Below are 24,958 nucleotides of genomic sequence, written 5' to 3' on the forward strand. Positions count from 1 at the left end.
GATGGCTGCGCTGGCGGCTGCAAGCGCGCCGGTCCATGCGCAGGTGTCGTTCGATGCGGTGCGCGCGCGCCCCGCGGCGGGTGAGCTCATCTATTTCCTGCTGCCGGACCGGTTCGAAAACGGCGATCCGGCCAATGATCGCGGCGGGCTCAAGGGGGATTGGCTCAAGACCGGGTTCGATCCTGCCGCCAAGGGTTTCTACCACGGCGGCGATCTCAAGGGCCTGATCCAGCGGCTCGACTACATCAAGGGGCTGGGCGCGACGGCGGTCTGGGTCGGCCCGGTGTTCAAGAACAAGCCGGTGCAAGGCGCGCCCGGGCAGGAAAGCGCCGGGTATCACGGCTACTGGATCACCGATTTCACCCGCGTCGATCCCCATTTCGGCACGAACGCGGACTTCAAGGCGCTGGTCGATGCCGCCCATGCCCGCGGGCTGAAGGTCTACATGGACATCATCGCCAATCACACGGCGGATGTGATCCAGTACCGCGAGCGCGCGGCGGACGGCGGCTTTCCCTATCGCAGCCGCGCCGACTATCCCTACTCCCGCAAGGGCGGCACCGCGGGCACAGCGATCAATCCGGGTTTTGCGGGCGACGAGGATTCAACCGCCGACAACTTCGCCAGGCTGACCGATCCCGCCTTCGCCTACACGCCCTTCGTTCCTGCGGACGAGAGCCATGTGAAGGTGCCCGAGTGGCTCAATGACCCGGCGTTCTATCACAACCGCGGCAACACCACCTTTACCGGCGAGAGCAGCCGTTTCGGTGATTTCGTCGGTCTGGATGATCTGTTCACCGAACATCCCCGCGTCCGCGAGGGCATGATTGCTATCTACCGGCAATGGATCGAGGATTTCGGCATCGACGGCTATCGGATCGACACCGCGCGGCATGTCGATCCCGGCTTCTGGCAGGCGTTCATCCCGCCCATGCTTGAAGCGGCCAAGGCGAGGGGCATCCCCAACTTCACGATCTTCGGCGAAGTCGCGCGCGAGGAGCCGGGGAACGGCTACATTGCCCAGTACACCCGGCGCGACGGTTATCCGGCAGTGCTCGATTTCGCCTTCGAGGGCTCGGTCCGCGCGGTTCTGGCGCAGGGCAAGGGCACGAACGTGCTGGCCGAACTGTTCGACGGCGACGTGCTCTACGAAGGCGGCGAACAGGCTGCGCTGGCGATGCCGACCTTCCTCGGCAACCACGACATGGGGCGGTTTTCCTCGCTGATCCGCCACGATATGCCGGGGATCGGCCAGGCCGAACTCGAAGCGCGCGTGCGCCTTGCCCATGTCATGCTGCTCACGCTGCGCGGCTCGCCGGTGATCTACTACGGCGATGAACAGGGCTTCGTCGGCGACGGCAACGACACCGACGCGCGCGAGGACATGTTCCCGTCGCGCACGGCGAGCTACCTCGACAATCCGCTGCTCGATGCGGCGCGCCCGGCGGCCGCTGATCACTTCGATCCGGCGCACCCGTTCTACCGCATGATCCGCGCGCTTGCCGCCTTGCGCACGGCCCATCCTGCCTTGGCGCGCGGGCGGCAGATCGTGCGCGGGTATGCGGAGAAGCCGGGCCTGTTCAGCGTTTCGCGCTTCGATCCCGCGACCGGCGCGGAATATCTGATCGCGTTCAACACCTCCAATGCGCCGATCCAAGCCGCCACCGTGGTCGGCACATCAACCGAAACGCTCGAAACGCTGTTCGGCGCGTGTCCGGCGCGCGTTTCCGCGCCGGGCAGCGTCACGCTCGATCTCCCCGCGTTCGGCAGCGCGGTGTGCCGCCTTCTCCCTTCCTCCCCAGGGACCCAGACTACCAGATGACCAAAGCGAACGCCAAAGCCCACCCTGCTCCTGCCGCGCAAGAATTGCCGTGGTGGCGCGGCGCGGCGATCTATCAGATCTATCCGCGCAGCTTCTGCGATGCGAACGGCGACGGCATAGGCGATCTCCCCGGCATCACCGCGCGGCTTGATCACGTGGCGGCGCTGGGTGTCGATGCGATCTGGGTCTCGCCGTTCTTCACCTCGCCGATGCGCGATTTCGGCTATGACGTGGCCGATTACTGCGACGTCGATCCGATTTTCGGCACGCTCGCCGATTTCGATCGCATGGTCGAGCGCGCGCATGAACTGGGCCTCAAGGTCACCATCGATCAGGTCTATGCCCATACCTCGGATCAGCATCCGTGGTTCGAGGAAAGCCGGCAGAGCCGCGACAACCCGCGCGCCGACTGGTACGTCTGGGCCGATCCGCAGAAAGACGGCTCACCCCCCAGCAACTGGCAGTCCGTCTTCGGCGGCCCGGCGTGGACGTGGGACGCGCGCCGCTGCCAGTATTACCTGCACAATTTCCTGAGCAGCCAGCCGCAGATCAATGCGCATAACCCGGCGGTTCAGGACGCGCTGCTCGGCGTGATGAAGTTCTGGCTGGACCGCGGTGTCGACGGCTTCCGCATCGATGCGCTCAACTTCCTGATGCACGACCCGGCGCTGCGCAACAATCCGCCTGCGCCCTATGACGGGCGCCGCAGGACTCGGCCGTTCGACTACCAGCTCAAGATCTACAACCAGTCGCACCCGGGCATTGTCGGCTTCATCGAGCGCGTGCGTGCGCTGTGCGACCGCTATGGCGCGGTGTTCACAGTGGCTGAAGTCGGCGGCGATCTGGCCGAGACCGAGATGAAGGAATTCACCGCGGGGGATGACCGCCTCAACAGCGCCTACGGCTTCGATTTCCTCTATGCCGACCGCCTGACGCCGCAGCTGGTGGCGGATACCCAGGCCAAGTGGCCCGATGTGCCGGGGATGGGCTGGCCGAGCTGGGCGTTCGAGAACCACGATGCGCCGCGCGCGCTGTCGCGCTGGTGCTCGCCGGAGGATGTCCCGGCGTTTGCGCGGATGAAGGCGATGCTGCTCGCATCGCTGCGCGGCAATATCATCGTCTATCAGGGCGAGGAACTAGGCCTCACGCAAGTCGAGATCCCGTTCGAGCAGATCCAGGATCCCGAAGCGATTGCCAACTGGCCGCTCACGCTTTCGCGCGATGGCGCGCGCACGCCGCTGCCGTGGCAGGCGCAGAGCGAGCAGGGCGGCTTCACCACCGGCCAGCCGTGGCTGCCGCTGGGCGCGGACAACCACGCCCGTGCGGTCGATCTGCAGGACGCCGACCCGGCTTCGCTGCTCAACCTGACGCGCGCGCTGCTGGCGCTGCGCAAGGAGAATGCGGCGCTGCGGGCAGGGGATTTCACGGTCCTGCACGCGGCCGGTGATGTTCTGGCCATCCGCCGCAGCGCGGCAGGTTCGCGCGTCACCGCCGTGTTCAACATCGGCCATTTCGCCGCGCCATGGCCGGCTGCCGCGTCGCCTGCCGGCCGCGTGCTGTCCGCCGTCAATGGTGCCGCACCCGGCACGCTTCCGCCATTCGGCGCCCTGCTCATCGAGGAATGATCCCGATCATGTTGCAAATGTCCCGCACGGCCATGCTCGGCGCACTGGTCGCCGCCGCCTTGTTGCCTGCGTCCGTGCAGGCGCAGACACCGCCGCAGCGTCCTCTCGTCACCGCAGCGTCGCCGGATGGCTCGCTGGTTCTCACCGTCACCACCGACAACGATGGCCGCGCGACCTACTCGCTCTCGCGCAAGGGCAAGCTGCTGATCGGCGCCTCCAAGCTGGGCTTCACGCTGACCGACGGCCTCGCCATGGTGCGCGGGTTCCGCATCACCGGCTCCGAGACGGCCAGCGCGGACAGCACCTGGGAGCAGCCGTGGGGCGAGCGCCGCTTCGTGCGCGATCACCACAACGAGCTGCTCGTCCGGCTCGAACAGAATGCCGACTATGGCGCCCGCCGCATGAACGTGCGCTTCCGGCTGTTCGATAACGGCTTCGGTTTCCGCTACGAGCTGCCCGAGCAGCCGGCGATGAAGACGATGAAGATCGCCGACGAGTGGACCGAGTTCAGCGTCGCACAGCCGGGTACGGCCTGGTGGATTCCGGGCGGCGAATGGAACCGCTACGAGCAGGTCTACCAGAAGACGCCGATCGACGCTGTTTCCACCGCGCACACACCGATCACCATGCGCCTCGATGACGGCACGCACCTTGCGTTTCACGAGGCCGCGCTGGTCGGCTATTCCGGCATGTGGTTCAAGCGCGCCGACGGGCAGCTTTTCCGCTCGACGCTGGCGCCGTCGTCGCGCGGGGCGAGGGTGATCCGCGACCTGCCGTTCAATACGCCGTGGCGCACGGTCCGCGTGGCTGACAATGCGGCGGGGCTGGTCGAGAACGACCTCGAGCTCAACCTCAACGAACCCAACAAGATCGGCGACGTCAGCTGGTTCAAGCCGATGAAGTACATCGGCATCTGGTGGGGCATGATCCGCGGTGACTGGACCTGGGCCGAGGGCCCGCGCCATGGGGCCACCACTGAGCGCACCAAGCAGTACATCGATTTCGCCGCGAAGAACGGCTTCGGCGGCGTACTGGTCGAAGGCTGGGACAAGGGCTGGAACGGCGACTGGTTCGGCCACGGGCAGGATTTCAGCTTCACCGCGCCGACCCCCGACTTCGATCTCAAGGCCGTGACGGCCTATGCCGCGAAGCAGAAGGTCCAGCTGATCGGCCACAACGAGACCGGCGGCAACATCGCCAATTACGAAGCGCAGCTGGAAGACGCGATGAAGCTCTACCAGTCGCTTGGCATGCATGCGGTGAAGACCGGTTACGTGGCCGATGCCGGCGGGATCATCGCACCTGGCGACAAGCGCGGCGAGACCCGCATGGAGTACCATGACGGCCAGCGTCAGGTGGAGCATCACCTCAAGGTGGTCGAGACGGCCGCGAAGTACAGGATCGCCATCAACGCGCACGAACCGGTCAAGGATACCGGTCTTCGCCGGACTTATCCCAACTGGATCGACCGCGAAGGCGCGCGCGGCATGGAATACAACGCATGGGGCCAGTTCGCCAACGGGCCGGACCATGAACCGACGCTCGTCTATACCCGGATGCTGTCCGGCCCCATGGACTACACGCCCGGAATCCTGAGCCTTGAAGGCGCGAACCACGTGCCGCTGGCGTCCACGCTGGCGAAGCAGCTCGGGCTCTACCTCGCGCTCTATTCGCCGATCCAGATGGCCTCGGATTTCATCGAGAGCCTTGCCGCGCATCCGAAGGAGCTGGAATTCATCCGGCAAGTCCCCGCGGACTGGTCGGAAAGCCACCTGATCGCGGGCGAAGTGGGCGATTTCGCGATCTTCGCGCGCAAGGACCGGGGCAGCCAGGACTGGTACGTCGGCGGCGTGAACGGCCATGCGGCGCGCGATGTGACGCTGGCGATGGACTTTCTCGATCCGGGGAAGACCTATACCGCCACGGTCTGGAAGGACGGGGAGGGCGCGACTTACGAAACCGACGCCCGCCACCGCATCGCCTATGCCACGCTCACGGTGAAGAAGGGCGACAAGCTGCCGCTCTGGCTCGCGCCCGGCGGCGGCGCTGCGATCCGGCTTCATCCGGGCAAGTAGGCGCATGACGGCAGCGCGGCGTTTCGTCATCCTTGGCGGCGGCACTGCCGGATGGATGGCGGCCGCGCTGATTGCGCACCGCTGCCGGGATCATCCGATATCGGTCACGCTGGTCGAGAGCCCGGAAATCGGCATCATCGGGGTGGGTGAGGGCTCCACCCCGCAGCTCAAGGTCTTCTTCGATGAACTCGGCATCGCCGAGCGCGAATGGATGCCCGCCTGCCATGCCACCTACAAGACCGGCATCCGCTTTGCAGGCTGGTCCGATGCGCCGGGGTTCGAGAGCTACTTCCACCCCTTCCAGTCCGCGCTCGATGGGCATACCGCGCCGACCTTCTATTTTCACACCCGCGCCCGCCGCACCGGGCGCGACGTGGCGGCCCATCCTGACCGCTTCTTCCTCGGCGCACGCCTCGCCGAGGCGCGGCTCGGCCCGGTTCCGGGCGAAAACTTCCCGTTCGATCTGGGCTATGGCTACCATTTCGATGCCACGCTGGTCGGCCAGTTCCTCGCCGCGCATGCGACAACGAAGCTCGGCGTCCGGCATGTCCCGCGGCGGGTTGCCGGCGTGCGGCGCGATGCTGGGGGTGCGATTGCGGCGCTCGTGCTCGATGGCGGCGAAGAGGAGATCGCCGGCGATTTCTTCATTGATGCCTCGGGATTTCGCGCCAGCCTGATCGGCGAAGCGCTTGGCGAGCCATTCGAAAGCTTTGCCGGGAACCTGTTCAACAATGCCGCCGTCGCGTTGCCCGGTGCGCGGGACGAAGGTGCAACCTCGTGCGAGACCGTCTCGACCGCGCTGTCCTGCGGATGGGCCTGGCGCATCCCGCTGACCGGCCGGACCGGCAACGGCTACGTCTATTCCAGCGATTTCATCAGTGCCGACGCCGCCGAGACCGAGCTGCGCCGCCATCTCGGCCTGCTCGATGCGGATGTCGAGGCGCGCCATCTCTCGATGCGGGTGGGGCAGGTGCGCCGTTCGTGGGTCGCGAATTGTCTCGCCATCGGGTTGGCACAGGGCTTCATCGAGCCGCTGGAGGCGACCGCGCTGCATATTGTCCATGCCACGCTTTCGGGCTGGATCGAGGCGCTGCTGGCGGATGGCTTCGGCCCAGCGCATCGCGACCAGTTCAACGCGGCGATCCATGCGCGCTATGAAGGCATTCGCGATTACATCGTCTGCCATTACCGCATGAACCGGCGCGATGGCGATTACTGGCGGGCGAATGCCGAGCATGACGTGCTCTCGGACAATCTCAAGGCGGTGATGACCTATTGGTTCCGGGGCGGCGAGCTTGATGCGGAAGTCGCCCGTCTCGGGATCGACCGGTACTACGCGCCGCTTTCCTGGCATTGCCTGCTGGCGGGGTATGGCCAGTTTCCCGAAGCTGCCCGCCTGCAGCCGCCCGAGCCCGACCTGCCGCTGGCGGACATGGCGAAGATCGATCGTTTCATCGCGGGCTGTGCGCTGAACTTCCCGGCGCACGACGACTTGCTGGCGCAGCTCGAGGAGGCATGATGCGGCGTTTTTTCCGGGTGCTGGTCGCCTTGATGGTCCTGCTGTCTGCCCCGGCACGTGCGGAGGATGGCGGGCGGCTGATCGAATACGAAAGGGTGGAAGCCGCAGGCCTGCCGCCGCAGCGCCTCACGATCTGGCTGCCGCCGGGTTACGAGACATCCGGCAAGCGCTACCCGGTGCTCTACATGCACGACGGGCACAACCTGTTCGAGCTGAAGAACAGCAACTTCAACAAGATCTGGGCGGCGGACAAGGCCATGCTCAAGGTCGCGGCAGAGCAGGGGATCGAGCCGCGCATCATCGTCGGCGTGTGGGCGCCGGGCAAGGACCGCTTCCGCCAGTATCTGCCGCGCCCGGCCTATGATACCGCACCGCCGGCGCTCAAGGCCAAGATGGACGAAATGGCGGATGGGCCGGTGATCTCGGACGCCTATCTGGCGTGGCTGGCCGGACCGCTCAAGACCTGGGTCGACGCTTCCTTCCGCACACGTCCGGGGCGTGCCGATACCGCCATTGCCGGCTCGAGCATGGGCGGATTGATGAGCTGCTATGCGATTGCCGCGCGGCCCGACGTCTATGGCCAGGGCGCGTGCATCAGCTCGCACTGGCCGGCCATCGGCCCCGATACCGTCAAGGGCTTCAACCCAGAGACGCTGGCCGTCTGGACCGGCTTTTTCGACCGGACCCTGGGTGCGCCTGCCGGGCGGCGGATCTGGATGGACCACGGCACCGGCACGCTCGATGCGTTCTACGCGCCCTATCAGGAGCCGATCGACGCCGAGTTCGCCAAGCTGGGCTGGCAACGCGGCAGCGATTTCGAGAGCCGGGTCTATCCCGGCGCCGAGCACGAGGAAAACGCCTGGGCCGCGCGCCTTCCTGAAATCTTCGCCTGGCTTCTGCGGCGCTGAGCAGCAAGGTTGGCAAGTGCCTGCCAACTCGCATACTTATGCGTGCTGAACCCCTTCGCAATCAGGTCTAGGGGAACTCTCGGGCCTTGCATGAAGAAGCCCGGATGAGGAGTATGCCGCCCATGGCCGCCACCAGCTGTTCCGCCCTGCTTCTGTTCGGCGCGACCGGTGATCTTTCGCGGCGCATGCTGCTGCCTTCGCTCTATGCCTTGCATGAGGATGGCCTGATCGATCCCACCTTGCGCATCGTCGGCACCGCGCGTTCGGTCCACGACGATGCAGAGTTCCGCGCGATGGCCCGCGCCGCGCTTGACGAGTTCCTCCCCGCGGACCGCAAGGACGATACCAAGCTCGCCAGCTTCCTCGAGCGGCTCGAGTACCAGACGCTCGATGCCTCGAAGCCCGAAGGCTTTGCCGGTCTCGCGAAGAAGCTCGGCGACACCTCGTGCGGTCTCTCGATCTTCCTCTCGACCGCGCCCGCGCTGTTCGAGCCGACTATCGAAGGCCTGCGTCTTGCCGGCCTCGCGCACGAAGGCGTGCGGATCGGTCTTGAAAAGCCGCTGGGCAACGATCTCGCCTCCAGCCGCCGCATCAACGACGCGGTGGCGGCAGGCTTCAGCGAGCGCCAGATCTTCCGCATCGACCACTATCTCGGCAAGGAAACGGTCCAGAACCTCCTCGCGCTGCGCTTTGCCAACATGATGTTCGAGCCCTTGTGGAACAGCGCAGGGATCGATCACGTGCAGATCACCGTGAGCGAGACGGTGGGCCTCGAAGGCCGCAAGGGCTTCTACGACGACACCGGGGCCCTGCGCGACATGGTGCAGAACCACATGCTCCAGCTTGTCGCGCTGACCGCGATGGAGCCGCCGCTCGATTTCGACGCGACCTCGATCCGCGACGAGAAGGTCAAGGTCCTGCGCGCGCTGCGCCCGGTGAAGGCCGAGGAAATGGTGCGCGGCCAGTATCGCACCGGCGCGGTCGGCGGCAGCGCGGTCGCCGGCTATCTCGACGATCTGGGCGCGCTCTCGGACACCGAGACCTACGTCGCGATCAAGGCGCATGTCGACAACTGGCGCTGGCAGGGCGTGCCGTTCTACCTCCGCCACGGCAAGCGGCTCGCCGAGCGGCGCAGCGAGATCGTCGTCCAGTTCAAGGGCGTGCCGCACAACATCTTCTCGCAGCGCGGCGGCAAGCTGGCGGCCAACCGCCTCGTCATCCGCCTGCAGCCCGAGGAATACGTGCGCCTGCAGGTCATGGCCAAGGAACCGGGGCTCGATCGCGGCGGCGTGGTGCTGCGCGAGGTCAACCTCGATCTCTCGCTCACCACCGCCTTCGCCAAGGCCCGCCGCCGCATCGCCTACGAGCGCCTGCTGCTCGATCTGATCGAGGGCGAGCAGACCCTGTTCGTCCGCCGCGACGAGGTCGAGGCGCAGTGGACCTGGGTCGATGCGATCCGCCGGGTCTGGGCCGATACGGGGATGGAAGTGAAGCCCTATGCCGCCGGCAGCTGGGGTCCTAACGCGGGCATTGCGCTGACCGAGCGCGACGGGAGAAGCTGGAATGACTGACGTTACCTGGGCCGAACCTGGCGATCTGGCGGCGGTCGCCGCGCATATCACCCGCATCGTCGCGCGCCCCGGGCCCAAGCGCCTCGCCTTTACCGGCGGTTCGACGCCGCCGCGCGTCTTTGCGCTGCTCGCGGGCAAGGGGCTGGACTGGTCCGAGGTGACCATCGCGCTGACCGACGACCGCCGCGTGCCCGACGATCACCCGGCGAGCAACTTCGGCAAGCTCCATGCGGCGCTCGGCGATTGCGGCGCCGCGTTCGAGCGTCTCGAGGAAGGCATGGATGTCGCCCCGTTCGATCTCGTCTGGCTGGGCATGGGCGAGGATGGCCATATCGCCTCGCTGTTCCCGCACATGCAGGCGCTGATCCGTCCCGGGCCGAGCGTGATCGCCACCACCCCGATCCCGCTCCCGCCCGAGGCACCGTTCGACCGGCTTTCGCTCAACAAGCGGGCACTCAAGGCGACGCGCGAGATTATCCTCGTCATCACCGGCCCCTCGAAGAAAGCGCTGGTCGAGCGCGTTCTGGCCGGTTCCGATGCCTATCCGGTTTCGGACATCCTGCGCGGCTACGGGCCGCCCGTCACGATCTACTGGAGCGAATAATGGCCCTCAATCCCGTCGTCGCCAAGGTCACGGACCGCATCATCGCCCGCAGCGCCCGGACGCGCGCCGCCTATCTCGATCTCATCGCCCGCGCCCGCGATGCCGGGGTGAACCGCGACGTGCTCTCCTGCGGAAATCTGGCCCATGGCTTCGCGGCGGCGGGCGAGGACAAGATCGCGCTGCGTACCGGCAAGAGCACCAATATCGGGATCATCACCGCCTACAACGACATGCTCTCGGCGCACCAGCCCTATGGCCGCTACCCCGAGCAGATCAAGGTCTTCGCCCGCGAAGTCGGCGCGACGGCGCAAGTCGCGGGCGGTGTCCCCGCGATGTGCGACGGGGTGACGCAAGGGCAGGCCTCGATGGAGCTCTCCCTGTTCAGCCGCGACAACATCGCGATGGGCGCGGCGGTGGGCCTCAGCCACGGCATGTATGAAGCCGCGCTGCTGCTCGGCATCTGCGACAAGATCGTGCCGGGCCTCCTCATCGGCAGCTTGCGCTTCGGCCACCTGCCGACGATCCTCGTGCCCGCCGGACAGATGGCGACCGGCCTCGCCAACAAGGAAAAGCAGCGCATCCGCCAGCTCTATGCCGAAGGCAAGGTGGGCCGCGACGAGCTTCTGGAAAGCGAAAGCGCGAGCTATCACAGCGCCGGCACTTGCACCTTCTATGGCACCGCCAATTCCAACCAGATGATGATGGAAATGATGGGCCTCCACATGCCCGGCGCCAGCTTCATCCAGCCCGGCACCAAGCTGCGCCAGGAACTGACCCGCGCGGCGGTCCACCGCGTGTCGCAGATCACCTGGGATGGCGACGACTACCGCCCGCTCGGCCACTGCGTCGATGAGAAGGCCATCGTCAATGCCGTGGTCGGCCTGCTCGCGACGGGCGGTTCGACAAACCACGTGATCCATCTCCCCGCCATCGCGCGCGCGGCGGGCGTGCAGATCGATTGGGACGACATGGACGAGCTCAGCCGCGCCGTGCCGCTGATCGCCAGCATCTATCCCAACGGTTCGGGTGACGTGAACGGCTTCGCCGACGCGGGCGGCATGCCCTTCGTCATCCGCGAACTGGTCGAGGCGGGGCTGGCTCATGGCGATATCCTCACCGTCTACGGCACCTCGCTGCTCGAAGGGGCGCAGCAACCGGTGCTCGATGGCGAGGCGCTGCGCTGGGATCCGGCGCCGCGCGAAAGCCTCAACCCGGCGATGCTGCGCCCGGTGGCGGAGCCTTTCCAGAACGAAGGCGGTCTGCGCCTGCTGCAGGGCAATCTCGGGCGCGGCACTATCAAGGTCAGCGCGGTCGATCGTTCGCGCTGGACGATCGAGGCGCCGTGCCGCGTGTTCTCGGACCAGAACGATGTGCTGGGGGCGTTCAAGGCAGGCGAGCTCGAGCGCGATGTCGTCGTTGTCGTGCGCTTCCAGGGTCCGGCGGCCAACGGCATGCCCGAACTGCACAAGCTGACGCCCTCGCTCGGCGTGCTGCAGGACCGGGGGTTCCGCGTCGCGCTCGTCACCGATGGCCGCATGTCGGGCGCCTCGGGCAAGGTCCCGGCGGCGATCCACGTCTCGCCCGAAGCCAAGAAGGGCGGCGCGCTGGCGCTGCTGAGGGACGGCGATCTGGTCCGCGTCTGCGCCGAGACGGGCGAGCTGGCCGCGCTGGTCGATGCGGCGGAGTGGGCCGCGCGCACGCCTGCCGAGGCTCCGGAAGAGGCCATCGGCGTGGGCCGCGAACTCTTCGCGATCATGCGCCACTTCGCCGATCCGGCCGAGCGCGGCGGTTCGGCCATGCTGGCGGTCGGCGGGTTGTAAATCTCCCCAAACCGCTCATGCTGAGCTTGTCGAAGGATCATGCACGGCCGATGTGCCAGCACCCTTCGACAAGCTCAGGGTGAGCGGAACAGGGCTGACAAGAGATTACGGGGCAGGGGAACAGACACATGCAACTGGTCGCGGTCGATATCGGCGGAACGCACGCCCGCTTTGCCATGGCGGAAGTCGAAGCAGGCCGCGTGACCTCGCTCGGCGAGGCGGTGACGCTCAAGACGGCCGATCATCCCAGTTTCCAGCTTGCCTGGGAGGAATTCGCGCGCCTTTCCGGGGGCACCTTGCCGCCTGCCGTCGCGATTGCCGTGGCAGGCCCGGTCGGCGGCGAACTGATCCGCTTCACCAACAATCCCTGGATCATCCGCCCGGCGCTGATCCCCGAAAAGCTCGGCGCGCCGGACTATGTCGTGGTCAACGATTTCGCCGCCGTCGCGCATGCTGTGGCGCAGGCGGGCGACGAGCATTTCCTGCACCTTTGCGGCCCCGAAACGCCGCTCCCCGAGGAAGGCACGATCAGCGTGGTCGGCCCCGGCACTGGTCTTGGCGTCGCGCACTTCTGGCGCGGGGGCGGCGACTACCGGGTCAACCCCACCGAAGGCGGCCATATCGACTATGCCCCGCTGGACCGTATCGAGGACGCCATTCTCGCCCGCCTGCGCGGCCGCTACCGCCGCGTCTCGGCGGAGCGCGTGGTATCCGGCCCCGGCATCGTCGATATCTACGAGACGCTGGCCAGCATCGAAGGCCGCGCCATCGTCTCGCTCACCGACAAGGAACTCTGGACGCTCGGCACGTCCGGTGAAGACAGCCTTGCCGCCGCCGCTGTCGACCGCTTCTGCCTCTCGCTCGGCAGCGTCGCCGGCGATCTCGCGCTGGCGCATGGTGCAAGCGCGCTGGTGATGGCGGGCGGTCTGGGCCTCAGGATCAAGGACACGCTGGTCCGCTCCGGCTTTGCGACACGCTTCACCGCCAAGGGCCGGTTCGAGAGCATGATGGCGGGCATCCCGGTCAAGCTGATCACCCATCCGCAGCCCGGCTTGTTCGGCGCCGCCGCCGCCTTCGCGCAGGCGCACACGGGGTAGCTGTTGCTTTTATGAGGACCGGCTGAACCCGCTTGCCAAGGCGGCAAGGCTGGCTTAGCCATGCCCTTAACCGAGCGATTAAGGGAAAGAGCGATGTCCTACGAAACGATCCGTGTCGAAAATCTGGGCCTTGTCCGCCGCATCGTGCTCAACCGGCCCGAGCGGCTCAATGCCTGCCCGCCCAACATGGCGGTCGAAATCGGCGACGCGCTCTATGATCTCGAAGGTGCGCGTGCGGTCGTGATCACGGGCGAGGGCCGGGCGTTCTGCTCTGGCGCAGATCTGGCGGCGACCGGCAAGCGCAGCGTTGCGGGCGGTGCGGGCAGCTACAAGGCGCTGACCGAGCACTACAACCCGATGATCGCCAAGCTCTCGCGCCTCGGCGTGCCGCTGATCACCGCGGTGAACGGCCCCGCTGCCGGCGTCGGATGCTCGATCGCGTTGATGGGTGATTTCGTTCTCGCAGCGAAGAGCGCCTACTTCCTCCAGGCCTTCGTGAATATCGGCCTCGTGCCCGATGGCGGCGCCAGCTGGGTGCTGCCGCGCCTCATCGGCAAGTCGCGCGCGCTGCAGATGATGATGCTCGGCGAACGCGTCGGTGCCGAAAAGGCCGAGGAATGGGGCATGATCTACAAGGCGGTCGACGATGCCGCGCTGATGGACGAGGCCATGGCGCTCGCCGAACGCCTCGCCAATGGCCCCACCGTGGCGCTTGGTGTGATGCGCCAGAACGTGGCCCGCGCGCTTGAAACCGATCTGCCTGCCGCGCTACTGATCGAGGCTGAAGGCCAGTGGAAGGCCGGTGACAGTGCCGACGCGGCTGAGGGCATCAAGGCCTTCCTTGAAAAGCGCAAGGCCGATTTCAAGGGCGTCTGAATGCATCTCGAACATGATCCGGCGGCCCCTGCGGCAGACCTCATCGGCTTTGATGATTTCCTCAAGGTCGATATCCGCATGGGCACGATCGTGAGCGCCGAGCCCTATCCCGAAGCGAGGAAGCCCAGCCTCAAGCTGGCGATCGACTTCGGGGAGGGCATCGGTATCAAGCGTTCAAGCGCGCAGATTGCCGCACTTTATACGCCGGAGGAATTGGTCGGCCGGCAGGTGGCGGCGGTGGTGAACTTCCCGCCGCGCCAGATCGGCAAGTTCATGTCCGAGGTGCTGACCGTCGGCTTTCCGGACGAGGAGGGCCGCGTCGTGCTCTTCGCGCCGGACGGCAAGGTCCCCAACGGCGCGCGGCTGTTCTGACCGCGCAGGCGGTGCCTGCCGCCATTTTCCTACATCGCGGGTTTGTGGCATGGCCGCAGCAAGCCGACCTCGCGTCAGCTGCGCTCTTTGACATCGTTCGCAGCGCGTCAGCGCCTTTTTGCGCAAATGCGTCAACTTGTCGCTTTTCGCGAAGATAGCATAGCAAATTCAAGAGTTTGAGGGGCTCTCACAAAAGCGACACACTGTCGCTTTTGTCGCCTTTCGCAAGGTTCCGGCCTCGTCAGCCCCGCGCCAGTTCCGCATCGAGAAACGCGGCGACATCCGCCAGATCGACGTCCTTGGCGAGGAACGTCTCGCCGATCCCGCGCATCAGCAGGAAGGGCAGGGTGCCCGCGTCCATCTTCTTGTCGTGCAGCATGTGCGCGGTGAGCTTGCCTCCATCACAGTCCATGCCGAGCGCCGGGAGCGAAGCAGGGAGGCCCGCCGCCGCGATATGCGCCGCCACGCGCTCCGCGTCCTGACCATGCATCAGCCCGCGCCGCACCGAATAGCGCGCCGCCAGCACCATGCCGAGCGCGACGCCTTCGCCGTGGAGCAGGCGGTCCGAAAATCCCGTTTCGGCCTCGAGCGCATGGCCGAAGGTGTGGCCAAGGTTGAGCAGCGCGCGCAGGCCCAGCGTTTCCTTCTCGTCTGCCGCGACGATCCGCGCCTTGGCCGCGACGCTCGTGGCAATCGCATGCTCGCGCGCCGCCGGGTCGCCAGCGAGCAGCGCGGTGCCGTGCGCCTCGCACCAGTCGAAGAACGCCGCGTCGTCGATCAGGCCGTACTTCACCACTTCGGCATAGCCCGCGCGGGTCTCGCGCGGCGGCAGCGTATCGAGCGCAAGCGGATCGGCCAGCACCAGCACCGGCTGATGGAATGCACCGACCAGGTTCTTGCCCGCGCCGGTGTTGATCGCGGTCTTGCCGCCGACGCTCGAATCGACTTGCGCGAGCAAGGTCGTCGGCATTTGGATGAAGCCGCAGCCGCGCTTGACCATCGAGGCGGCGAAACCGGTCAGGTCGCCGATCACCCCGCCGCCCAGCGCGATCACGCTGTCCTTGCGTTCGACGCCTTGCTCGAGCAGCCAGTCCACGGTCCGGGCGAGGTATTCCCAGCTCTTGGTTGTTTCGCCCGCCGGAAGGACCAGCCACGCGCTGGCGATGCCCTCGGCAGCTAGCGAAGCCTTGACCGTCTCACGCCACGCTGCAGCGACGCGCTCGTCGGTGACCACCGCGACCTTGCCGCCCCGGATGAACGGGCGGCAGTGCCGGCCGGCAGCGGCCAGCAGTCCGGTTTCGATCCGCACCTCGTAAGGCGCACCGGCGATGTTGACGGGGATCACAGCCATGCGTCGATTGCCTTCAGGATGGTCATCGCGGTCGCCTGATGAGGCTGGTTGCCGCTCTTCACGTGGATCGGCGCCTCGGCATAAGCCGGTCCGCGCTCGGCCTTGAGCTTGGTCAGGATCTCGCGCGGGTTGCCGTTCTTGAGCAGCGGACGATTGCCCTTGCGCCCGACGCGCGCGACCAGCGTATCGACATCGCTGTCGAGCCAGACCGCGATGGCGCGGCTGAGGATCAGGGCGCGGGTCTCGGGATCGACGAAGGCGCCGCCGCCGGTCGCCAGCACGCGCCGTTCGTGCGCGCCGTCCTCGCCGACCAGCCGCGCGATCACCCGGCGCTCGCCGCTGCGGAAATAGGGCTCGCCGAACTGCGCGAAGATCTCGGGGATCGACATCTGCGCCGCCCTCTCGATCTCCTCGTCGGCATCGCAGAACGGCACGTTCAGCATCGCGGCGAGGCGGCGGCCCACGGTCGTCTTGCCCACGCCCATCATCCCGACCAGCACGATCGGGCGATCGATGCGGGCCGCCAGCCGCTGGATTGCGGCATTCGGAGAGGCGGGTTCGTCGTGGTCCATTGCCGCGCCGCCTATAGTTGCGCTAGTGCCCAGTGCAAGAGCCGTCGCCCTCCCGCTTTTGCGCGCGGAGCAAACGGCCGCGGGAGCGAATTGGTGAAGGCACGAGTTCTGGCAGTCTGCGTCCTCTTGGTGGTGGTGGCGATATTGGCTTTGGCATGGATCATGGGGGATACGCAGCCGACGCGCTGGATCGAGACGCCCGTCGCGGCGCCGAGTGCAAAGGCTCCCGCATGACAATTCGCGGCGTTCGCCTTGCGGTGCTGACTTGCGCGGCGATCGGTGCGCTCTCCGCCATCGCTGTCACGGCGCAGGAATCGCTGCTGCCGCCGGGGTTTGACGACAAACCGGCTGCTTCGTCGCGCAAGCCGCAGACCGCGCCGCGTCCGGCCGCGAGCAGCGCGGCGCCCTCGGCCAAGCCATCGGCGCCCGCCACGATTACCGTGCAGCGCCCGTCGTCCTCGCCCACCCCGCAGGTCGTTGCGGTTCCGCAGGTGCAGCCTGCGCCGGGCGCGCCCGCACCGGCGGTTCCGGTCGCAGGGAACAGCCTTGCGGACATCGATCCGGCGCTGATCGACCAGCTCATCGCCAGCGCCAAGCCCAAGGCCGATATTCCCCCGCAGGCCCAGCGCAGCCTGTCGCGCGTCGGCTTCTTCGATCAGGCGGACGGCGGTTTCCCGGCGGTTTCGAGCCACTATCTCAACGGCCCCTTCGTTGCCGGGCTGTTGACCGCCATGCGCGGCGATTTCGTCTCGCGCTGGGGGCACATCCTGCTCCGCCGCGCGCTGGCGAGCCGGCTTGATACCCCCGTCGGGATGAACGGGGCAGACTGGGCGGCGCTCCGGGCCAACGTGTTGCTGCGCATGGGCGAGGCCGATGCCGCGCGCGCGCTGGTGCAGGAAGTCGACAGCGGGTTCTACAGCAGGACGCTGGAAGACGCCGCGATGGGCAGCTTCCTCGCCACCGCCGATCCGGTGGGCCTGTGCCCGATCACCGCTTTGACGGCGGCGGGAAGGCCGGGCTGGGATTGGACACTGACCCGCGCGATCTGCACCGCTTTCACCGGCGGGGAGGGCGCGCCCGCGCTTGCGGTGCTCGACAATGCGATGCGCAAGGGCACTGCGCCCAAGATCGATATCCTGCTGGCCCAGAAGTTCGCGGGAGCAGCCAGTCAGGGCCACCGCGCGGTGAAGATCGAGTGGGCGGGCGTAGACAGCCTGACACCGTGGCGTACGGGGCTCGCCCTCGCCACCGGGCTCGAGCCGCCCGAGGCGCTGCGCAGAAAAGCTGGCGCGGCCTATGCCGTCCTCGCGGTGCGCGCGCCGATGCTCCCCCTCGCTGCCCGCGCCGAGGCCGCCGATATCGCCGCCGAACGCGGAATTCTCTCGGCCGCCGCGATGGTCGATCTCTACAGCGAGATCCACGCGCTGGACGAGCCCGACAAGACCTGGGGCCCGCTCGCCGATACGCTGCGCAGCGCCTATCTCGCCGCCGACGTGGCCGACCGCCTCTCCGCCATCCGCAGTCTGTGGGGCGATGCGAGCGATCCGGACCGCGCCTATTCGCGCCTCGTGCTGACCGCCTACGCCTCGGCCCGGATCACCCCGAGTGCGGACCTTTCGGGCGATGCCAAGGGTCTGATCGCCTCGATGCTGACGGCAGGGCTTGATCGCAATGCGGTTCGCTGGGCCAGTATGGTTCCCGTCGGCAGCGAGGCCTGGGGCCTGCTCGCCCTGTCTGCACCCGCGAAGTCTGCCGCGATCAGTGCCGATACGCTGGCTACCTTCCAATCGGATGATACCAGCACCGGCGGTCTGCGCTCGCGCTTCCTGTTGGCGGGGCTGATGGGGCTTGGCCGGGTCGATCCGGCAACGGCGCGCCGGGTTGCCGGTGACCTCAAGGTCGATTTCGCTCGTCAGACCCGGTGGACCCGCGCCATCGATTCCGCCGCCGCCTCGCAGAACCCGATGCTGGTGGCTTTGCTCGCCGGGTTCGGCATGCAGGGGACGGGCTGGGACAAGATGACGCCGCTGCATCTCTACCACATCGTCGCCGCGCTGCGCCGGGCGGGCCTTGAAGGCGAAGCGCGGATGATCGCGGCGGAGGCCGTGGCGCGGGTCTGATCGGGTGAGCGATCCGATCGCCGCCTTTCTCGCCATGCTTGCCGCCGAACGCGGTGCCGCCGCCAATACCATCGCCGCCTATGGCCGCGACCTGCACGCGGCGCGCGAGGTCATCGGCGATCTCGTGATGGCTGACAGCGATGCGCTGGCCGGTCTTGCCGAAGCCTGGCGTGATCTGGCTCCCTCCAGCCTCGCCCGCAAGTCCTCTGCGCTGCGGCAGTTCTACGGCTTCCTTGCCGACGAAGGCCTGCGCGACGACGACCCTTCTGCCGCGCTCCCGCGACCGCGCACCCGGCGTCCCCTGCCGCGCTTGCTGGGGCACGGCGAGATCGGTGCGCTGTTTGCGCTTGCCGAGCGCGAAGCCGCATCGGGGGAGGGCGCGCGCATGCTGGCGCTGCTTGAATTGCTCTACGGTTCCGGATTGCGCGCAACCGAACTCGTTTCGCTCCCGCTGGCCGCGGTCCCGCGCGATGCGCCGTTCCTGATGATCACGGGAAAGGGCGGGCAGCAACGCATGGTGCCGGTCAGCGCGCGGGCCAGTGCGGCGCTGTCGGCTTGGCTGGCGCTGCGACCCAAGGGTGGGCGCTGGGTGTTTCCCAGTCCGCGCGGCGGCCATTTGACCCGCGTACGCCTGTTCCAGCTGCTGCGCGGTCTGGCGCTCAGGGCCGGGCTCGATCCGGAAAAGGTCAGCCCGCACGTGCTGCGCCATGCCTTTGCCACCCACCTTCTGGAGGGCGGGGCGGACCTGCGTGTACTGCAGACCCTGCTCGGCCATGCCGATATCGCAACGACCCAGATCTACACCCATGTCGACGCCGCGCGGCTCGTGGCGCTGGTGAACAGCCGCCATCCCCTTGGCCAAGTGGCGCAAAACCCGGCGCCAGAGGTTGACCCGGCGGCCTGCCAGTCCTAGCGCGGCGCGGATGATTTCCTATCTCGAATTCGAAAAGCCGATCGCCGCGCTCGAGGCGCGCATCGCCGAGCTGCGCGAAACCGCGCAGACGGGTGCGCTCGACATCACGTCCGAGATCCGCCGGCTCGAGGCCAAGTCCGCCGAGCTTCTTGCCAGCACTTATCGTTCGCTGACGCCGTGGCAGAAGACGCAAGTCGCGCGCCATCCTTCGCGCCCGCATTTCCGCGACTATGTGAGCAAGGCCTTCACCGATTTCATGCCGCTGGGCGGGGACCGCAAGTTCGGCGAGGATCACGCGATTGTCGGCGGGTTCGCCACGCTCGAAGGCCGCGCGGTCATGCTGATCGGGCACGAAAAGGGCCACGACACGCAGAGCCGCATCCGCCACAACTTCGGCATGGGCAAGCCCGAAGGCTACCGCAAGGCGGTGCGCCTGATGGAGCTGGCGAGCCGGTATGGCCTGCCGGTCGTCACGTTGGTCGATACGTCGGGCGCATTCCCGGGCGTCGAGGCGGAAGAACGCGGCCAGGCAGAAGCGATTGCCCGCAGCACCGAAGCCTGCCTTGCGCTTGGCGTGCCGATGGTCGCTGCGATCGTCGGTGAAGGCGGTTCGGGCGGCGCGGTGGCGCTGGCGAGCGCCGAGCGCGTGCTGATGTTCGAGCACGCGGTCTACTCGGTGATCTCGCCCGAAGGTTGCGCCTCGATCCTCTGGCGCACAGCCGAGAAGGCCCCCGAAGCGGCTGAGGCCATGCGGATGACGGCGCAGGACCTCCTGGGGCTCGGCGTGATCGATCGCATCGTGCCCGAGCCGGTCGGCGGCGCGCATCGTGATCCGGCTGCGGCCGCGATGGCGCTGGGCAGCGCGATTTCCGCAGAGCTGACCGCACTGGCCGGCAAACCCGCCGATACGCTGCGGGCCTTGCGCGCCGAACGGTTCCTCCGCATCGGCGGCTGACCGGCACAGCCTGCTCTCTTCTCGAAATGCCTCTGGCCTTGCCGCTCCCTGCAAGGCTAGGTTAGCGTCGCGTCACCGCGGCGCGCGATGCGGCGCTGCGGGCACTGGGGAGAGATCATGAACAACCGCTCGTTCCGCGCCATTCTGCTTGCCGCCGGTGCCGGAAGCCTCGTTCTGGCAGGCCCTGCCGTGCCAACTTCGCGTGTCGATGCGCAAGGGACAGTCGCCACGATAAGCGCGGCTGACAAGGCGGAAGGAGCCAAGGCGCACCCGCAGCTGCTGGCCGAGTTCGGCGGCGCGGTCACCGGCCCGCAGGCGAAGTATGTCGAAGGCGTCGGCAAGACGATCGCGTTCCAGTCCGGCCTCGGCAACGCGCGCAGCGACTTCACCGTCACGCTGCTCAATTCCCCTGTGAACAATGCCTTCGCGATTCCGGGCGGTTATGTCTACGTGACGCGCCAGCTGACCGCGCTGATGAACAACGAGGCGGAGCTGGCGGGTGTGCTCGGCCATGAAGTCGGCCACGTCGCCGCCCGCCATTCGCAGAAGCGGCAAAGCGCGGCGACGCGCAACACGATCATCGGCGTGCTCGGCTCGGTGCTGGCAGGCGCGGTGCTGGGCAATTCGGCGCTGGGCCAACTGGGCCAGAAGATTTTCTCGACCGGCAGCCAGCTGCTGACGCTCAAGTATTCGCGCGGGCAGGAGACAGAAGCGGATTCGCTTGGCGTGACTTATCTCAAGCGGGCCGGCTATGATCCGCGCGCGATGGGGACAGTGCTGCGCAGCCTTGCCCAGCAGACCGCGCTCGACGCCCAGCTGACCGGCAGCACCGACAAGGTACCGGAATGGGCCAGCACCCACCCCGATCCCGCCTCGCGCGTCACCGCGGCGCTCGCTCTGGCCGGGGCCAATGCGCGCGGCATGACCAACCGCGATGTGTTCCTGAGCAGCGTTGACGGCCTGACCTACGGCGATGATCCCAAGCAGGGCGTGGTCGACGGGCGCAAGTTCATCCACCCGGGTTTCCGGATGAGCTTCCAGGCGCCGCAGGGCTTCTACCTTGTCAACGGCACGCGCTCGGTTTCGATCAGCGGGCAATCGGGGAAGGGCGAGATGACGACGGCGCCTTACTCGGGCAACCTTGATGCTTATGTCCGCTCGGTTTTTGCCGGTTTGTCGGATCAGCAGCGCATCGTGCCGGATGATGTGCGCACGACCACCGTCAATGGCATTCCGGCGGCCTATGGCATGACGCGGGTCAACACCAGCGACGGCGCCCGTGATGTCGTCGTGTTTGCCTATGCCTGGGGGCCGGGACAGGCGTTCCACTTCACCACGATCAGCGCGGCCGGGCAGGCGAATGCATTCGACCCGATGTTTTCCTCGATGCGGCGGATCACCATTGGCGAGGCCGGGGCCGTACGCGCGCGGCGGCTGATGGTGGTGACTGTAAGGAAGGGTGACACCGTTCAGTCGCTCGCCCGCCGCATTGCCTACGATGATCGGCCGCTGGACAGGTTCCTTGTGCTCAATGCCCTCGATGCCAAGGCGGCGCTGGTGCCGGGTTCGCGGGTCAAACTGATCGTGTATTGATACAAATCACTTCGCCGAACACGAAAAAGGGCAGACTTGCGCCTGCAAGTCTGCCCTTTTCTGTTTCTGGCCTGTAAGCTTAGAGCTTGCCGTCCGACGAGTTGTTCATCTGGGTCGAAACCAGGTTGAACGTGTTGGAAAGCGAGTTGCCGAGCGCGCCCATGGCGGTGATGGCGGCAACAGCGATGAGCGCGGCAATCAGGCCGTATTCGATGGCGGTGGCGCCGGCTTCATCAGCGAGGATCAGGCGAATCTGCTTCATTGTGTAGGTTCCTTCAAATAGTTTTCGGGTGACGCCTGTCGCGTGATCCGAACCGGTGCCCTGCCTTGGCAGCAAAACCATCCGATATCTGTGGTCTACGGTGGAACACTTATCATTCTGTAAATGCAGAACCGGATCGATCGGAATAAAAATTGCCGACCAAGGGCTTTGGGCCACCATAAAAGCGAGACATGGTCGCCGGTGCGCTAATGATCTATCAAAAAACGCGATTGCAATAGAGAGGACTGATTAATCCAAAAGAACTATCGCTATGCCCTCGCGCACGAAATAGGGGGCGTGGAATACCACGCCCCCATTCCGTGTCTTGTTCGCAGTCGGGTCGGGCTTAGAACGGACCCTTGCCGTCGGCGGCATTGTTCATCTTGGTCGAAACCTGGGTGAACGTGTTCGACAGGGAGTTGCCCAGCGCGCCCATGGCGGTGATGGCGGCAACCGCGATCAAGGCAGCGATCAGGCCATACTCGATGGCCGTGGCGCCTTCTTCATCGCGCAGAAGTGTCTTGATAGTCGTCATGCGAATGGTCCTCCACCTGGCAGCTGTCGCCGCCGTCGTGCTCTTTCGCTCCACACGACCCCCCGGTCGTACGAAATTGCGAGTGTCAAAATATCCGGCATTCCCTGACGAATCGTAAACGGCCCTTACCTTTGATTTAAGTACCGGCCGTGCGTGGGCAATTGCGCGGCGGAAAGGCGCATCCGCGCCGGTGCCCGCATGTGATGAAGCCAGCTTACTTCTTCGCCTTGGTGAAGTTTGCATCGATCGTGTTGTACATCGTGAACAGCGAGTTCACGAACGCGCTCATCCCGAAAAACATCGTCATTGCAATGACGCCGATGAGCAAGCCATACTCGATGGCGGTAGCGCCGGTGTCATCCAGCAGTGGCTTTCGGACAAAGTCCCACATCAATCGGAGTTCCCCTGTCCGCATCTAGGTACATTCTAGGATAGGCAGGGCTAACAAAGTATAAATGGAAACTACCGGCATGGAAGCGCCGCCGACATTGCTGACCGTCGTGGCGCTGGCCTTGGTCGACAGCGCGGATCGCGTGCTGATGCAGCGCCGTCCGCATTCCCGCGCGCACGGTGGACTGTGGGAGTTTCCCGGCGGCAAGGTCGAACCGGGCGAGGGGCCTGCCGCCGCACTCGTTCGCGAGATTGCCGAGGAACTGGCGATCAGCGTCGATGCGGTGGATATGGTGCCGCTGACCTTTGCTGCAAATCCTGCAAGCGAGGGGGGCAGGCCACTTGTCCTTCTGCTCTATACCTGCCGGCGCTGGCAGGGCGATCCGGTCCCTGAGCCGGGGGCGGAACTGCAATGGGTGAATGCGCCGTCACTCTCTGCACTTCAGATGCCGCCGCTCGACGTCCCGCTCGCAGCCGCATTGCAGCGTCATCTAAAAAAGCTTGATTAGGACCGGATAGGGGGTTGCCAAGCCCGGAAGGCGCTTCTAAAGGCGCCACTCCAACGCACCCGTAGCTCAGCTGGATAGAGCATCAGACTACGAATCTGAGGGTCGGACGTTCGAATCGTTCCGGGTGCGCCATTTTCCTTCATCACCGTGATTTTGCACTTTGTTGCAGCGCTTTGGTGCGCACGTAACCGTGCGGCATTTTCTGTCGAATAGGTATACGCAAGCCGCAAGGCGCAAGCCTTGGGCGTTGCGGATTTCAGGCACTTGGTCCTATAGCGGCGCTTGCAGCGCGCCGTTGAACCGGTGTGCCGCTACGACATCTGCCCTCCCCAGGCTGCCAGACAAGGAACACCGCATTGGCCCAACCTGCCAAGCCGCGCGCAACCAAGGCGACGAAGCCCAAAGCTGCGCCCGCCGCCGCTCCTGCAACTGCACAAGAGGATGAAGCGACCTTCGCGCTGCGCAGCCTCCAGCAGGCCCACGCGAACAACAAGCGCTTCGACGCCAGCGACGAGGAACTGCTGCACTTCTACGAGCAGATGGTGCTGATAAGGCGATTCGAGGAGAAGGCTGGCCAGCTCTATGGCCTCGGCCTGATCGGCGGCTTCTGCCACCTCTATATCGGGCAGGAAGCCGTTGCCGTCGGCCTGCAGTCGGCGCTCAAGGAAGGCCACGACAGCGTCATCACCGGCTACCGCGACCACGGCCACATGCTGGCCTACGGCATCGATCCCAAGGTGATCATGGCCGAACTGACCGGGCGCGGCGCGGGCATCAGCCGCGGCAAGGGCGGCTCGATGCACATGTTCTCGACCGACCACAAGTTCTACGGCGGCCACGGCATCGTCGGCGCGCAGGTGCCGCTGGGTGCGGGGCTTGCCTTCGCGCACAAGTATCGCGGCGACGGCGGCGTGTGCATGGCCTATTTCGGTGACGGTGCGGCCAACCAGGGCCAGGTCTATGAAACCTTCAACATGGCCGCCCTGTGGCAGCTCCCCATCGTCTTCGTGGTCGAGAACAACGGCTATGCGATGGGCACCGCGGTCAAGCGCGGCTCCGCTGAAACCCACTTCCACCGCCGCGGCACGGGCTTCCGCATCCCCGGCATGGACGTCAACGGCATGGACGTGCTTGAAGTGCGCGCCGCCGCCGAGGTTGCGCTGAACTATGTCCGCGCGGGCAATGGCCCGGTGCTGATGGAGCTCAACACCTATCGCTATCGCGGCCACTCGATGTCCGACCCGGCGAAGTATCGCAGCCGCGAGGAAGTGCAGGAAATGCGCGACCATCACGATCCGATCGAAGGCGCCAAGCGCGACCTCCTGCTGCGCGGCGTGAGCGAGGACCGCATCAAGGAGATCGACAAGCGCATCCGCCAGGTCGTCGCCGAAGCCGCCGATTTTGCCGAAAGCTCGCCTGAGCCGGCCCCGGCCGAACTCTATACCGACGTGCTGGTGGGGACCTACTGA

At 66.3% G+C, this 24,958-nt stretch carries 23 protein-coding genes and 1 tRNA gene; 19 read left to right on the forward strand and 5 right to left on the reverse strand.

The annotated features are described in order from the left end of the window. Window position 1: 1 nt before the first annotated feature. The 11 genes from NDB2M1_RS11635 (at window position 2) to NDB2M1_RS11685 (ending at window position 14,289) form a co-directional block, all read left to right on the forward strand. Complete coding sequence (locus NDB2M1_RS11635) at window positions 2-1,822, forward strand: alpha-amylase family glycosyl hydrolase (RefSeq protein ID WP_083554817.1); 1,821 nt, start codon at window positions 2-4, stop codon at window positions 1,820-1,822. Further along, complete coding sequence (locus tag NDB2M1_RS11640; protein ID WP_072382468.1) at window positions 1,819-3,447, forward strand: alpha-amylase family glycosyl hydrolase; 1,629 nt, start codon at window positions 1,819-1,821, stop codon at window positions 3,445-3,447. Before NDB2M1_RS11635 ends, NDB2M1_RS11640 begins: the two co-directional genes overlap by 4 nt. A 17-nt stretch (window positions 3,448-3,464) precedes the next feature. After that, entirely contained in the window at window positions 3,465-5,522 is a 2,058-nt protein-coding gene (locus NDB2M1_RS11645) for a glycoside hydrolase family 97 protein (protein ID WP_143146732.1), read from the forward strand. A 4-nt stretch (window positions 5,523-5,526) separates the two neighbouring features. After that, the gene (locus NDB2M1_RS11650) at window positions 5,527-7,041 is read left to right on the forward strand and encodes a tryptophan halogenase family protein (RefSeq protein ID WP_072382469.1); all 1,515 of its coding nucleotides are present in this window, start codon (window positions 5,527-5,529) and stop codon (window positions 7,039-7,041) included. After that, window positions 7,041-7,949: an alpha/beta hydrolase gene (locus NDB2M1_RS11655; RefSeq protein ID WP_072382663.1), complete on the forward strand. Its 909-nt coding sequence runs from the start codon at window positions 7,041-7,043 to the stop codon at window positions 7,947-7,949. Before NDB2M1_RS11650 ends, NDB2M1_RS11655 begins: the two co-directional genes overlap by 1 nt. Before the next feature lie 122 nt (window positions 7,950-8,071). Then, a complete protein-coding gene (gene zwf / locus NDB2M1_RS11660; protein WP_072382471.1) occupies window positions 8,072-9,520 on the forward strand; it encodes a glucose-6-phosphate dehydrogenase in 1,449 nt (482 codons plus the stop codon). Next, complete coding sequence (locus NDB2M1_RS11665; protein WP_072382472.1) at window positions 9,513-10,124, forward strand: 6-phosphogluconolactonase; 612 nt, start codon at window positions 9,513-9,515, stop codon at window positions 10,122-10,124. The genes zwf and NDB2M1_RS11665 overlap by 8 nt, the downstream gene beginning before the upstream one ends. Further along, a complete protein-coding gene (gene edd / locus NDB2M1_RS11670; protein ID WP_072382474.1) occupies window positions 10,124-11,944 on the forward strand; it encodes a phosphogluconate dehydratase in 1,821 nt (606 codons plus the stop codon). The genes NDB2M1_RS11665 and edd overlap by 1 nt, the downstream gene beginning before the upstream one ends. Before the next feature lie 128 nt (window positions 11,945-12,072). Next, complete coding sequence (locus tag NDB2M1_RS11675; RefSeq protein WP_072382476.1) at window positions 12,073-13,041, forward strand: glucokinase; 969 nt, start codon at window positions 12,073-12,075, stop codon at window positions 13,039-13,041. 93 nt (window positions 13,042-13,134) lie between these two features. Further along, window positions 13,135-13,917, forward strand: a complete 783-nt coding sequence (locus NDB2M1_RS11680) for an enoyl-CoA hydratase-related protein (protein WP_083554818.1) — start codon at window positions 13,135-13,137, stop codon at window positions 13,915-13,917. Then, a complete protein-coding gene (locus tag NDB2M1_RS11685) occupies window positions 13,918-14,289 on the forward strand; it encodes a tRNA-binding protein (protein WP_072382479.1) in 372 nt (123 codons plus the stop codon). A 241-nt stretch (window positions 14,290-14,530) separates the two neighbouring features. Here NDB2M1_RS11685 and aroB read toward each other — a convergent pair whose 3' ends face one another. Beyond that, window positions 14,531-15,640: a 3-dehydroquinate synthase gene (gene aroB, locus NDB2M1_RS11690; RefSeq protein ID WP_072382480.1), complete on the reverse strand. Its 1,110-nt coding sequence runs from the start codon at window positions 15,638-15,640 to the stop codon at window positions 14,531-14,533. Continuing rightward, window positions 15,631-16,212, reverse strand: coding sequence for a shikimate kinase (locus NDB2M1_RS11695; protein WP_072382481.1), 582 nt, complete (start codon window positions 16,210-16,212; stop codon window positions 15,631-15,633). Before NDB2M1_RS11695 ends, aroB begins: the two co-directional genes overlap by 10 nt. A gap of 93 nt (window positions 16,213-16,305) precedes the next feature. Here NDB2M1_RS11695 and NDB2M1_RS22635 point away from each other — a divergent pair, with 93 nt between their 5' ends. The 5 genes from NDB2M1_RS22635 to NDB2M1_RS11715 all read left to right on the forward strand — a co-directional run bounded on the left by NDB2M1_RS22635 (window position 16,306) and on the right by NDB2M1_RS11715 (window position 21,793). Beyond that, entirely contained in the window at window positions 16,306-16,446 is a 141-nt protein-coding gene (locus NDB2M1_RS22635; RefSeq protein WP_156309699.1) for a hypothetical protein, read from the forward strand. After that, window positions 16,443-18,332 (forward strand): hypothetical protein, encoded by a 1,890-nt coding sequence (locus tag NDB2M1_RS11700; protein WP_072382482.1) that lies wholly within the window; start codon window positions 16,443-16,445, stop codon window positions 18,330-18,332. The genes NDB2M1_RS22635 and NDB2M1_RS11700 overlap by 4 nt, the downstream gene beginning before the upstream one ends. Window positions 18,333-18,336: 4 nt before the next feature. Beyond that, window positions 18,337-19,245: a tyrosine recombinase gene (locus tag NDB2M1_RS11705; RefSeq protein ID WP_072382484.1), complete on the forward strand. Its 909-nt coding sequence runs from the start codon at window positions 18,337-18,339 to the stop codon at window positions 19,243-19,245. A gap of 10 nt (window positions 19,246-19,255) precedes the next feature. Beyond that, on the forward strand, window positions 19,256-20,200 hold the full coding sequence (locus NDB2M1_RS11710; RefSeq protein WP_072382485.1) for an acetyl-CoA carboxylase carboxyltransferase subunit alpha: 945 nt from the start codon (window positions 19,256-19,258) through the stop codon (window positions 20,198-20,200). A 117-nt stretch (window positions 20,201-20,317) separates the two neighbouring features. Then, window positions 20,318-21,793, forward strand: a complete 1,476-nt coding sequence (locus NDB2M1_RS11715) for a M48 family metalloprotease (protein ID WP_072382487.1) — start codon at window positions 20,318-20,320, stop codon at window positions 21,791-21,793. Window positions 21,794-21,872: 79 nt separating this feature from the next. Here the strand turns inward: NDB2M1_RS11715 and NDB2M1_RS11720 are convergent, their stop codons facing one another. The 3 genes from NDB2M1_RS11720 to NDB2M1_RS21775 all read right to left on the reverse strand — a co-directional run bounded on the left by NDB2M1_RS11720 (window position 21,873) and on the right by NDB2M1_RS21775 (window position 22,981). Next, entirely contained in the window at window positions 21,873-22,055 is a 183-nt protein-coding gene (locus tag NDB2M1_RS11720; RefSeq protein ID WP_072382489.1) for a Flp family type IVb pilin, read from the reverse strand. 346 nt (window positions 22,056-22,401) lie between these two features. Next, the gene (locus NDB2M1_RS11725; RefSeq protein WP_072382491.1) at window positions 22,402-22,590 is read right to left on the reverse strand and encodes a Flp family type IVb pilin; all 189 of its coding nucleotides are present in this window, start codon (window positions 22,588-22,590) and stop codon (window positions 22,402-22,404) included. A 214-nt stretch (window positions 22,591-22,804) separates the two neighbouring features. Then, on the reverse strand, window positions 22,805-22,981 hold the full coding sequence (locus tag NDB2M1_RS21775; protein WP_171955375.1) for a Flp family type IVb pilin: 177 nt from the start codon (window positions 22,979-22,981) through the stop codon (window positions 22,805-22,807). A gap of 64 nt (window positions 22,982-23,045) precedes the next feature. On the opposite strand from NDB2M1_RS21775, the gene NDB2M1_RS11735 reads away from it, so the two are divergent. The 3 genes from NDB2M1_RS11735 (at window position 23,046) to pdhA (ending at window position 24,958) form a co-directional block, all read left to right on the forward strand. Next, complete coding sequence (locus NDB2M1_RS11735) at window positions 23,046-23,489, forward strand: (deoxy)nucleoside triphosphate pyrophosphohydrolase (protein WP_253185857.1); 444 nt, start codon at window positions 23,046-23,048, stop codon at window positions 23,487-23,489. Between the two features lie 55 nt (window positions 23,490-23,544). Continuing rightward, window positions 23,545-23,621: transfer RNA gene (locus tag NDB2M1_RS11740), tRNA-Arg, on the forward strand. 224 nt (window positions 23,622-23,845) lie between these two features. Further along, window positions 23,846-24,958, forward strand: a complete 1,113-nt coding sequence (gene pdhA / locus NDB2M1_RS11745; protein WP_054122526.1) for a pyruvate dehydrogenase (acetyl-transferring) E1 component subunit alpha — start codon at window positions 23,846-23,848, stop codon at window positions 24,956-24,958.

The sequence above is a fragment of the Novosphingobium sp. NDB2Meth1 genome, assembly GCF_900117425.1.
In the GTDB taxonomy this organism is placed as follows: domain Bacteria; phylum Pseudomonadota; class Alphaproteobacteria; order Sphingomonadales; family Sphingomonadaceae; genus Novosphingobium.